9 protein-coding genes are annotated in these 11,485 nt (G+C 64.6%); 3 read left to right on the top strand and 6 right to left on the bottom strand.

Annotation, left to right across the window (positions count from 1 at the left end; all coding sequences use genetic code 11):
- Positions 1-2,579 (bottom strand): excinuclease ABC subunit UvrA (uvrA, locus tag A3E77_RS11600; RefSeq protein ID WP_293646044.1); only part of this gene is annotated, 2,579 nt, incomplete at its 3' end.
- 238 nt (positions 2,580-2,817) lie between these two features.
- On the opposite strand from uvrA, the gene A3E77_RS11595 reads away from it, so the two are divergent.
- A complete protein-coding gene (locus tag A3E77_RS11595; protein WP_293646042.1) occupies positions 2,818-4,890 on the top strand; it encodes a M13 family metallopeptidase in 2,073 nt (690 codons plus the stop codon).
- Between the two features lie 16 nt (positions 4,891-4,906).
- Here the strand turns inward: A3E77_RS11595 and A3E77_RS11590 are convergent, their stop codons facing one another.
- Positions 4,907-6,403: a BCCT family transporter gene (locus A3E77_RS11590; protein WP_293646040.1), complete on the bottom strand. Its 1,497-nt coding sequence runs from the start codon at positions 6,401-6,403 to the stop codon at positions 4,907-4,909.
- 166 nt (positions 6,404-6,569) lie between these two features.
- Here A3E77_RS11590 and A3E77_RS11585 point away from each other — a divergent pair, with 166 nt between their 5' ends.
- Positions 6,570-6,968 carry a hypothetical protein gene (locus tag A3E77_RS11585; protein ID WP_293646038.1) on the top strand — a complete coding sequence of 133 codons (399 nt, stop codon included), beginning with the start codon at positions 6,570-6,572 and terminating at the stop codon, positions 6,966-6,968.
- Between the two features lie 4 nt (positions 6,969-6,972).
- Here the strand turns inward: A3E77_RS11585 and A3E77_RS11580 are convergent, their stop codons facing one another.
- Positions 6,973-7,452 (bottom strand): hypothetical protein, encoded by a 480-nt coding sequence (locus A3E77_RS11580; RefSeq protein WP_293646036.1) that lies wholly within the window; start codon positions 7,450-7,452, stop codon positions 6,973-6,975.
- Positions 7,453-7,695: 243 nt separating this feature from the next.
- On the opposite strand from A3E77_RS11580, the gene A3E77_RS11575 reads away from it, so the two are divergent.
- On the top strand, positions 7,696-8,046 hold the full coding sequence (locus A3E77_RS11575) for a UrcA family protein (protein WP_293646034.1): 351 nt from the start codon (positions 7,696-7,698) through the stop codon (positions 8,044-8,046).
- 61 nt (positions 8,047-8,107) lie between these two features.
- Here the strand turns inward: A3E77_RS11575 and A3E77_RS11570 are convergent, their stop codons facing one another.
- From A3E77_RS11570 to A3E77_RS11560, 3 genes are all read right to left on the bottom strand, one after another.
- Positions 8,108-8,839 carry a LytR/AlgR family response regulator transcription factor gene (locus A3E77_RS11570; protein WP_293646032.1) on the bottom strand — a complete coding sequence of 244 codons (732 nt, stop codon included), beginning with the start codon at positions 8,837-8,839 and terminating at the stop codon, positions 8,108-8,110.
- Positions 8,836-10,005, bottom strand: a complete 1,170-nt coding sequence (locus tag A3E77_RS11565; protein WP_293646030.1) for a sensor histidine kinase — start codon at positions 10,003-10,005, stop codon at positions 8,836-8,838. The genes A3E77_RS11570 and A3E77_RS11565 overlap by 4 nt, the downstream gene beginning before the upstream one ends.
- Before the next feature lie 101 nt (positions 10,006-10,106).
- Entirely contained in the window at positions 10,107-11,465 is a 1,359-nt protein-coding gene (locus tag A3E77_RS11560; protein WP_458574445.1) for an MATE family efflux transporter, read from the bottom strand.
- Positions 11,466-11,485: the final 20 nt, after the last annotated feature.

Below are 11,485 nucleotides of genomic sequence, written 5' to 3'. Positions count from 1 at the left end.
ACGCGCTGCGCCTCGCCCCCCGACAGCGTCGTCGCCTGTTGCCCGACCTTGATATAGCCGAGGCCCACGCGCACCAGCATCGCCATCTTCTCGCGGATCGACGGCACCGCCTTGAAGAATTCCGCCGCATCCTCGACCGTCATGTCGAGCACGTCGGCGATGCTGTGGCCCTTGAACTTCACCTCGAGCGTTTCGCGGTTGTAGCGTTTGCCGTGGCACGTCTCGCACGTCACATAGACGTCGGGCAGGAAGTGCATCTCGATCTTGATCAGCCCGTCGCCGGTGCAGGTTTCGCACCGCCCGCCCTTGACGTTGAAGCTGAAGCGCCCGGGCTTGTACCCGCGCGCCTGGCTTTCGGGCAGCCCCGCGAACCAGTCGCGGATGATCGTGAAGGCGCCCGTGTAGGTCGCGGGGTTGCTGCGCGGGGTGCGGCCGATCGGCGACTGGTCGATGTCGATCACCTTGTCGCAATGCTCCAGCCCGCTCAGCGAGTCGTGCGGCCCCGCGATCATCCGCGCGCCGTTGAGCACGCGCGCCGCGCTGGCATAGAGCGTGTCGATGATCAGGCTCGACTTGCCGCTGCCCGACAGGCCGGTGACGCAGGTGAAGGTGCCGAGCGGGATTTTCGCGGTGACATTGTTGAGGTTGTTCGCGCGCGCGCCCTTGAGCACAAGGTCGAAGCCATTGCCCTTGCGGCGATGCGTCGGCACCTCGATCTTCTTCGCGCCGGTCAGATAGGCTGCGGTCAGGCTGTTCTTGTTCGCGAGCACCTGTTCGAGCGTGCCCTCGGCGACGATCTCGCCGCCGTGGAGGCCCGCGCCGGGGCCCATGTCGACGACATAATCGGCGTGGCGGATCGCATCCTCGTCATGCTCGACGACGATCACCGTGTTGCCGAGGTCGCGGAGGCGTTTCAGCGTCGCGAGCAGCCGGTCGTTGTCGCGCTGGTGCAGGCCGATGCTCGGTTCGTCCAGGACGTAGAGCACGCCCGACAGGCCGCTGCCGATCTGGCTGGCAAGCCGGATGCGCTGGCTCTCGCCGCCGCTGAGTGTGCCGCTGGTGCGGTTGAGGTTGAGGTAATCGAGCCCGACATTGTTGAGGAAGCCGAGCCGCTCATTGATCTCTTTCAATATCGCCTTGGCGATCTGGCGCTGCGTATTGTTGAGCTTGTCTTCGAGCGTGCTGAACCAACTAAGGGCGTCCGCGACCGATCGCTGCGCCGACATGCTGATATCCTCGCCCGCGATCTTCACCGCGAGCGGTTCGGGGCGCAGCCGCGCGCCGTGGCACGTCTCGCACGGATGCGGCGCCTGATATTTGCTCAGCTCCTCGCGCATCCACGCGCTTTCGGTCTGGAGCAGGCGGCGGTTAAGGTTGCCGATCACGCCCTCGAACGCCTTGTGCGTCGTGTAACTGCGGCGCCCGTCCTTGAAGGTCAGCTCGACCGGCTTGCCGCCGCTGCCATACAGGATGATCAGCTGCACCTCGCCGGGCAAATCCTGCCACGGCGTCGTCAGGTCGAAACCATAGGCTTTGCCCAGGCTTTCGAGCACCTGCATATAATAAGGCGAGGGCGGGTTCGATTTCGCCCACGGCACGATCGCGCCCTTTTTCAGGCTCAGCGCATGGTTGGGGACGACCAGGTCGGGGTCGAACTCCTGCCGCTCGCCCAGCCCGTCGCACGCGGGACAGGCGCCCTGCGGCGCATTGAAGCTGAACAATCGCGGCTCGATCTCCGCGATCGTGAAGCCCGAGACTGGGCATGAGAACTTCTCGGAAAAAATCAGCCGGTTCGCTGGTATGCCCGCGCCCTTCATTGCGCCGCCGGTGTCTTCTTCTTCGCGCCCCGGCACCGGGCCGTCGGCAAGATCGACGTAGGCAAGCCCGTCAGCTAGTTTCAGCGCGGTCTCGAAGCTGTCTGCGAGGCGCGTGCCCAGGCCTTCGCGCACCGCGATGCGATCGACGACGACTTCGATGTCATGCTTGTATTTCTTGTCGAGCGCCGGCGCCTCGCCAATCTCGTAAAATTCGCCGTCGATGCGGACGCGCGTGAAGCCGTCCTTCTGCCACTGCGCGAGTTCCTTCTTATACTCGCCCTTGCGGCCGCGCACGACGGGCGCGAGCAGATAGGCGCGCGTGCCCTCGGGCAGCGCCATCACGCGGTCGACCATGTCGGTGACCGTCTGTGCGCTGATTGGCTCGCCGGTCGTCGGCGAATAGGGAATGCCGACGCGCGCCCACAAAAGGCGCATATAGTCGTATATTTCGGTGACGGTGGCGACGGTCGAGCGCGGATTGCGGCTCGTCGTCTTCTGCTCGATGCTGATCGCGGGGGAGAGGCCGTCGATATGCTCGACGTCGGGCTTTTGCATCATTTCCAGGAACTGGCGCGCATAGGCCGACAGGCTCTCGACATAGCGCCGCTGGCCCTCGGCATAGATGGTGTCGAACGCCAGGCTGGATTTGCCGCTGCCCGACAGGCCGGTGATGACGATCAGCGCGTCGCGCGGCAGGTCGACGTCAATGCCCTTGAGATTATGCTCGCGCGCACCGCGCACGGAAATATGGGTGAGACTCATGGGAGGGTTTGTTCCAGATTTGTTCTAGGTGCGCAAGCCCGGGTTTGCGCGCGTTACGCATTAGATAGGACGGCTTGCGCCGCATCGCAATGCAGGCGCTGCGGGCATCCTTTCCACCAACATCCCAAAGGCTTCGACCAAGCGTCGTCGCCTCGCTTGACCGCATGGCGTCATCGGCGGACAAAGCGGGTCATGCTCGCCGGCCTATGGGGCCGACGCGGGGAACAGGAGACGGGGAATGAAGACATTATTTTTGAGCGTGGCGTCGCTCGCGACGGCAGCGGCTCTGGCCGCGCCCGCACTGGCTCGGGATATGGCCCCGATCGCATCGCTGGCCGCGAGCGCGGAAGAGGGGACAGCCGCCGACGGCGGGTCGCTCGACGCCTTGACTTTCGGCAAATGGGGCGTCGATCTTGGCGCGCGCGACACATCGGTGAAGCCGGGCGATGATTTCGACAAATATGCCAATGGCGGCTGGTTCGCACGAACCGAAATCCCGTCGGATCAGGGATCGGCGGGCGTCGGATATGACGTATATAACCTGACCCAGCGCCAGCTTCGCGCCGTCGTGTCGGGCGCGCCGGCGACCAGCCAGGTTGGTGGATTGTACCAGAGCTTCATGGACGAACCGCGCGTCGAGGCGCTGGGCGCCAAACCATTGGCGGCCGACATTGCCGCCGTCGCGGCGATCAAGGACAAGGTCGAAATGGCGCGCTTCATGGGCGGCACGCAGGGCACCTTCGGTTCGACGATCGTCAGTGGCGGGCCCTATGCCGACACCGCCAACCCGACGGTCAACGTTCTGTGGCTGGGACAGGCAGGGATCGGCCTGCCCGAACGCGACTATTATCTGAGCGATAGCTTCAAGCCGCAACGCGACGCGTATCGCGCCTATATCGCGCGGACGATGAAGATGGTCGGCAACGCCGATCCCGAAAAGGCGGCCGCCGCGATCATGGCGTTCGAGACCGAGATCGCGAAAGTCAGTTGGGCGGTCGCCGATCGCCGCGATATCGGCAAGATCAACAATCCGATGTCGTCCGACGAACTGGCCGCTTATGCGCCCGGGCTGGACTGGGCGGCGTGGTTTGCGGGCGCCGGCATCGCGCCCCAGAAACGGATCATCGTCAACGAAAAGACGGCGATCCGCGACATTGCGGCGCTCTATGCCAAGACCCCGCTCGACACGATCAAGCTGTGGCAACAATTTCATGTTGCCGACAATGCCGCGCCTTATTTGTCGAAGGCATTTGTCGACAGCCGATTTGAATATTCCAAGGCGCTGAGCGGCGTGTCCGAACTGCGGCCGCGGTGGAAGCGCGGGCTGACGCTGGTTGACGGCAGCCTGGGCGAGTTGGTCGGCGAGACCTATTCCAAGCAATATTTCCCCGCGAGCGCGAAAGCGAAGATGGAGGTGCTGGTCACCAACCTGAAGCTTGCGATGGGCGACCGCATCCGCAACAATAGCTGGATGGCACCCGCGACAAAGGATGCCGCGCTGGCAAAGCTGGCGAAGATGGACGTCATGGTCGGCTATCCCGACAAATGGCGCGATTATTCGGGGCTGAAGATCGATCCGACCGATCTTTACGGCAATGTGAAGCGCAGCTCAGCCTTTGAATATGCTTATGCTCTCGGCGACCTGAACAAGCCGGTCGATCGCAAGAAATGGGCGATGAATCCGCAGGAAGTGAACGCATATAACGGCGGCCTGGAAAACAAGATCGTGTTCCCCGCGGGCATTTTGCAGGCGCCCTATTTCAGCGAAAATGTGGATGATGCGGTCAATTATGGCGCGATTGGCGCGGTGATCGGGCATGAAATCACCCACGGTTTCGACGATCAGGGACGCAAGATCGACGCGGAGGGCGCGGTGCGCGATTGGTGGACGCCCGAGGATGCAGCGCGTTTCGATGCGCAGGCCAAGGCGTTCGGCGCGCAATATGCGACTTATGAGGCGGCGCCGGGGGCGTTCATCAACCCCGACCTGACGATGGGGGAAAATATCGCCGATCTTGCGGGGCTGGAGGTCGCCTATGACGCCTATCATCGGTCGCTGGGCGGCAAGCCCGCGCCGGTGATCGACGGGCTGACCGGCGATCAGCGCTTTTTCCTGGCTTTCGCGCAGGCGTGGCGAGCGAAGCAACGCGAGGATGCGATCAAGCAGCAGGTAGCGAGCGATCCGCACAGCCCGGCGCGCTGGCGCATCATCGGCCCGGTGCGCAACGTCGACGCATGGTACAAGGCGTTCGGCGTCGCCGCGGGCGACACATATTATCTGAAGCCCGAGGCGCGCACCAAGATCTGGTAATCCTGAGACCCCTTTCTCAGGATCGGTCGGGGACGGCATCTTGCCGTCCCCGCATTGCCATGATCATCAGCGACAGCGCCGCACCGATGATGACGAACAGCGCCGGAAAGCCGCCGAGCACCGACATCATCCGAATGCCGTCGATGCCGCCGCCCGCGACCAGCACCAGCGCAACCAGCCCGACCGTGACGCCCCACACCGCCTGGACCCACAAGGGCGCTTCGGGCGCGTCCGGCGATATGCCGCGCGTCGACAGCGCGCTCATCGCAGACACATTGGCGTCTGCCCCGGCGACGTAGGACAGGAAGATCGCGAACAGCACGATCGCGGCGACAACGGGCCCACCGCCGAGCGCGCTGAACAGCCGGAACAGCACCGGGTCGGGCCCTTGCGCGGTCAGGATGGCATAGAGGCCGGCGCCGCTTTGCTGGTCGAGCGCGATCGTCGCGCCCGCGATCGCCGTCATCCATACGGCGCCGAACAGCGACGGCAGGATTAGGTTGTAGAGGATGAAGGCGCGCACGCTGTAACCCACCGCGAGGCGGCCCAGGAACAGGGCGGTCACCGGCGCCCAGGCAAACCAGTTGGCCCAGTTGAAGATCGTCCATTGCCGGTGCCAGCCGGTGTCGACGTCGAGGCCAAGGTTGCGCGGGATGAAGGTCTGGAAATAATCCACTGTCCCGCGCAGCGATAGGCCAAGCATCTCGGCGGTCGGCCCCGCGACGAGGACGAAGGCGATGATGGCAAAGAAGATCCAGGTGTTCAGCACCGACAAGCCCGCGATACCTTTTTGCAGGCCAGCCGCCGCCGATATCAGGAAGCTGCCAACGATCGCCACGGCGATCGCCCAGCGCAATGCGGTGCCGCCTGCAAAACCCCCGATTCCTTCGATCCCGCCCGCGAGTGCGAGAAGGCCGGCGCCCAGCGAGGCGGCCATGCCCGCAACGAGGGCGTAGAGACAGACGATGTCGATCCCCGTCCCGACCGGGCCGTGCGCCCGCTGTCCCAACAGGGGGACAAACAGCGACGACAGGCTGAACGGTTCGCGGCGATTATAATAGACGAGCGCAAAGGCCAGCCCGGCGACGGTGTAAATTGCATAGGGCGTCAGTGTCCAATGCAGGAACATCGTCGACATGGCGAAGGTCGCAGCAGCGTCGCTTCCCGGTTCGAGTCCCAGCATCGCGGGCGGGTCGTTGAGGTGGAACAGGGGTTCCGCCGCGCCCCAGAACAGGATGCCGGTGGCGATGGTGGTGCAGAGCGTCACCGCAAACCAGCGCCAGCGCGTCAAGATGGGCTTTGCATCCGCCCCGCCGATGATCCGGCCGCCGAACGGGGACAGCGCGATCGCTGCGAGCAGCGCGAGGAACCCGATCCCCGCCCAGGCAAAGAGCGGAGAGAAATGGCGCAAGATCCAGTCGTTGATCGCCGTTTCGGCGGCCATCACCGCTGCGCCCTGCCACAGGCTGAGGATCACCGCGGCTAGAAGGACGGCGAGCGGCGTGAAAAACACCGGACGATTCAAGGGATGCGTCGGCAAGGCTGGCAAATGATCGGCCAATCGGACATGGTCGGGACGACCAGCATGGCGGTTGCCCGGAGCGAGGTCAATTCGCGGCCGGGAACGGGCCACCGGGCAAAGCGTTGGACCGGGATGATGGAGTGAAGGAGATGCTTCGATGACCAGGATGATTTGGGCCGCTGCCGCGCTTGCGCTGGTCGCTTCGGGGCAGGCCATGGCGTTTCAGGCGCCGACCGAAACGGCGACGGCGCCCAAACCCGCCAAGGACGGAACCACCGCCGAAGAACGCGCGAACACCGCGCGGCTGAACGCCGAACAGGCGGCGCGCGCACGGGCGGACAACACGACCTATCAGCAGGAAGTGTCCGCTGCGCAGCAGCAGGTGGCCCACGACCAGCGGCAGTTTGCCGAGGAAACCGCGGCTTATGAAGCCGAAAAGGCGCGGGTGGCCGCGATGTCCGCCGAAGAACGGATCAAGTGGGAAGCCGATGTCGCCGCGTGCAAGGCCGGCGACACGACCCGTTGCGCGCCGACAGCGCCGCCGTCCCCACAGTAAAGCGTCAATCCGGCGGGACGGGCTGCACCGGCCCGCCGGGCGTGCGTTCGCCCGCCGCCACAATGACGTCGGGCGCGCCGATCGTCGGTGCCATTTGCGGTTCGCGATCGGGAAAACGGCCGCCATATCGATAATCGTCCTGCGGATCGGCCGGTGTAGGCTCGTCGGTCTTTATCTCGCCTAGGGCGCGAAACTCGTCGCTCATCCGGTCGTCGCTATTCGCGCGCAGCCGCATGGCAACGCCGTAACTGTCGGCGCAATCGAGGCACGGATCGGTCCCGTCGCTCTCTGCCACCAGCGCGTCGGGGTTGGCGCTGAGACGGGAAAAGGAGGCGACATCGCTCGACCCGCCCCGCGGTCGCGATCCCGCCGCCATCTCGCCGAGCCATATCCCGCCGATGATGCCAACGAACGCCAGCAGCGACCAGCGGAGCAGCCACGCTCGCTCCCGCCGATTCGCAGCGAAAGATAATTTCTTTGCCATTGGCGTATTGCGCCATGACCGCGCGTCCGATGCAAGTCCGGCATCACGATATTGCTCATCGGTCGGCCATTGGTCGATGGATGGACGCCTTTCGTCCGTCAATCGACCGGCCGTTCGCGCCCATCGATCCAAAGGCGAATCTCGTGACGTCTAGGGGGTATTACCCCTTTGCGGGATATCGGACGACGGTCTCCCCGGTCCGCCAGCCGGTATCCCGCATCCTTGTGAAGAGAGGACTCCCCCATGGCGAAATTTTCCCTTTTGCTGGCCGCGCCCGTCGCGCTTGCCGGCTTTTCCGTCCCGGCCGCGGCCGAAGACGATGGCGAACGGCGAAGCGTGGTCGTGCGCTACGATGACCTGAACCTGTCGAGCGCAGAAGGCCGCGAACGCTTGAACACGCGGGTCAAATATGCGGTGCAGACGGTGTGCGGCAGTCGGCCGCTTTATCGCCAGAGCCTGCGCGAGCGGGCGGTGACGCTCCGCTGCGAAGACACGGCAATGGCCGACGCCGACACGAAGCTGGCCGGGCTGTTCAACGGCAGCGGCACACGCCGCGCCGACCGCGGCAGGATCATGATCAACGCCGCGCCCTGACGGTCCGGCAATCCGGCGACACAGGCGGCCATGTCCCGATGGGCATGGCCGCTTTTGCATGTCAGCCCTGCATGATCGCCTTGACGTCGTGCAGATAGGTGCGGCCAATACGGTGGACGCCGCCTTCGCCCAGGTCGACACTCCACGCGCCATCGCCATGATGTTTCAACCCGACAATGCCTTCGCGGCGGATCATCTTCGACCGATGGATGCGCATGAACTGGTCGGGGTTCATGCGCGCTTCCAGCGACTTGATCGTCTGGTGGATCAGCCAGCTGCGGCCGCCGACATGCAGGCGCATATAATCGCGCTCGGCCTCGATCAGGTCGACCTGGCCGGCGTCGATGCGCAGCATTTCACCGCGGTTCTGGACCCAGAATTCGTTGATCCACTTGCTTTTTTGGGCCGGTGACCGCTCGGTTGCGCGCCATTCGCGCACGCGCGACAGCGCGCGGGCAAGGCGTTCCGGTGAGACGGGTTTCAGCAGGTAATCGACCGCCGCGACATCGAATGCGGCGACGGCATAGCGGTCGAACGCGGTGACGAAGACCACGGCGGGCGGATTGTCGAGCCCCTCGATCGCGGCCGCGACCTCCAACCCGTTGAGGTCGGGCATGGCGATGTCACAGAGCAAAAGATCGGGCGCGAGCGCGTCGACCATGCGCAGCGCCGAGGCGCCGTCGCTGGCGGTGCCGACGAGCGAAACGCCGTCCTGCTGCCCGGTCAGGATCTGCAACCGTTCGATCGCGAGCGGTTCGTCGTCGACGATCAGGGTGCGCAGCGTATGGATCATAAGCAAGCCTCCCGTGCCAGCGGCAGCCAGAGCGATACGACAAATCCGCCATCGTCGGACGGCCCCCATTCGCATCCGGCCGTTGGGCCATAGCGCGTCAGCAGGCGTTCGCGGACGTTGCCGAGCCCCAGCCCCGTGCCCGACGCCGGAACCGGCGCCTTGGGGTCGATGTCATTTTCGATGCGCAGAATGAGCAGGCCATATTCGGCGCTGGCAGAAAGGCGGATCGCGATCTTTCCCTTGGTGGGGGCGACCCCGTATTTGATCGCATTTTCGATGATCGGTTGCAGGATCAGCACCGGCACACATGCGTTTTTCAGCTCGTCGGGCATCGTCACCGCGACCTGCAAACGGTCGGGGAAGCGCGTTTGCTCGATGTCGAGATACAGGCGCTGGAGCGCGATTTCCTCGTCAAGGCTGACGAGCTGTTCGGGATCGACCGCGAGGCTGGACCGAAGGAAGGACGAGAGGTTCATGATCATCGTCTCAGCCTCGCTTTTCGACCCTTTGAGGACCAGCGTCGACAGCGAATTGAGTGTGTTGAACAGGAAGTGCGGATTGACCTGATAATGCAGCGCGCGAAGCTGGGCATTCTTGGCTTCCATCCGGAAATGATTGGCGCGGCGTTCGACCGCGCGCATCTCGTTGGCGTAGCCGAAGGCGACATAGAGTGCCGCCCACACCGCGAAGAAGAAATACCAGCGGATCGAACTGTCGAGGATCAGCACCGTTTCCCACGCGCCGGGATATTTGGACTGCATTTCCTCGATGATCTTGGCGCCGTCGGACACCGGGAACCAGTAATAGAAGACCAGCAGGTTGACCGTCGCATAGACGATGACCAGCGGCACCGCCGCGCCAAGCGCCGCCGCCAGGCGCGCGCCGAAGCTTTGCGGCTGGGCGCGGCGAAGCAGCTGATAAAGGACGAAAGTGCAGAGGATGCCCGCGATCACCACCACGCCGCGGCGGCCGACCGAAGCCCATTGTTCGGGCGCGCCGGTCAGCATCGCGAGGCCCGTGGTGATCAGGAAATAGATCAGCCACATGGCGATGATCGACCCGATCGCGACGCGCGGATTGACGCGGGCGTCGGAGGCGCGCCAGTCGGGCGCCGCCGCGAGCATTTTGGCGCGCTGGTCGCGCAGCGCATCTTTGCGGTTTGTCATGTTCATTACGCCTGCTGTAGCGTCAAAACCCGCGTAAAGGCTAGCAGCCACCGGGTCGCCAGTCGAAGCTGTGCGCGCCTTGGTCGAAAGCCGGGTGCCGGTCAGCGGCCCGGCTGCGGCAGCGTACGACGCCAGTTACCGCGTTTGTAGATGACCCACGCCATCGCCAGCGAGGCGAGCGAGGACAGCGGGAAGCTCCACCAGATGATGTCGCTGCCGATGGCCGGGTATCCGAAATAATAGATGCCGAAGCGGATCGGAAACATCGACAGGAACAGGATGACCAGCGGCGGCACGACCGAACCGTTGGCGCGCAGCGTGCTGATGAGGACGATGGTGGTGCCAAAGGGCAGGAAGGTCCAGGTCGCGATGAGCTGGATATTGCGCGCGACGTCGATCGCTTCGCTGCCGCTGCCGAGGAAGAGCGCGAGCGCGGCGCGGTCGAAGATCAGGAGCAGGACGATCAGCACCCCGGTCATCGCCAGGTTGATCGCGATGCCGCTGTTCGTGACCGTCGCGACCCGATCCCAGCGCCCGGCGCCGATATTCTGCGCCGCCATCGAGCTGACCGCGGCACCGACCGCAAGCGCCGGCATCTGGATATAGTTCCACAGCTGCAACGTCGCGCCATAAGCCGCGGCGGCCACCAGCCCTTCGCGGTTGACGAGGCCGATCATCACAAGCCCGGCGCCGGAAATGACGAGCATCTGCGCGCCCATCGGCAATCCGCGCCCGACGATAAAGCGCAGTTCGCTCCATTTGGGAAGGAGATAGGCCAGTTCGGGCCCGCGCAGGCGCAGCACATGGTTCTTCGCGTAGAACCAGGCGATCATGCCCGCGAGGCTGATCGTCCCGGCGAGCGCGGTGGCGAGGGCGCTGCCCGCAATGCCAAGGCGGGGGAAGGGGCCAAGGCCAAGGATCAGCACCGGGTTGAAGACGATGTCGAGCACCACCGCAAGGATCATGAAACGGAGCGGCGTCATCGCATCGCCCGCGCCGCGCGAGGCCATCATCAGCGTGACCGACAGCATCGACGCGGGAACGGCGAGGAAGGTGACGCGCAGATAGTCATGCGCCAGCGCAAAGGCCTGGGGCGGGGTTTCGAGCCAGCGCAATATCTGGTCGGACGCAAACCAGCCAAGGATCGCGATCATCACCGAAAAGATCAGCGCGAGGCCGATCACGCCGCCGGTCGCGCGCCGCGCCGCGTCGACGTCGCCGCGGCCGATGGCTTGGCCGATCAGCACGGTCGCAGCCATGCCGAAGCCGAAGAAGGCGCCGAACATCAGGAACATGATGATATTGGCGTTGGCGGTCGCGGCGAGCGCGCCATTGCCCAGAAATTGCCCGACCCAGATCGAGTTCACCGATCCCGAGAGCGTCTGGAGGATGTTGGACGCGAGCGTCGGCAGCGCGAAGAGGATCAGCGTTTTGGCGATCGGCCCCTGCGTCAGGTCCATACGCCCGCCGCCGCGCGCCG

The sequence above is a fragment of the Sphingopyxis sp. RIFCSPHIGHO2_12_FULL_65_19 genome (genome assembly GCF_001830555.1).
In the GTDB taxonomy this organism is placed as follows: Bacteria; Pseudomonadota; Alphaproteobacteria; order Sphingomonadales; family Sphingomonadaceae; genus Sphingopyxis.
This window is presented reverse-complemented; position numbering and strand designations above follow the sequence as displayed.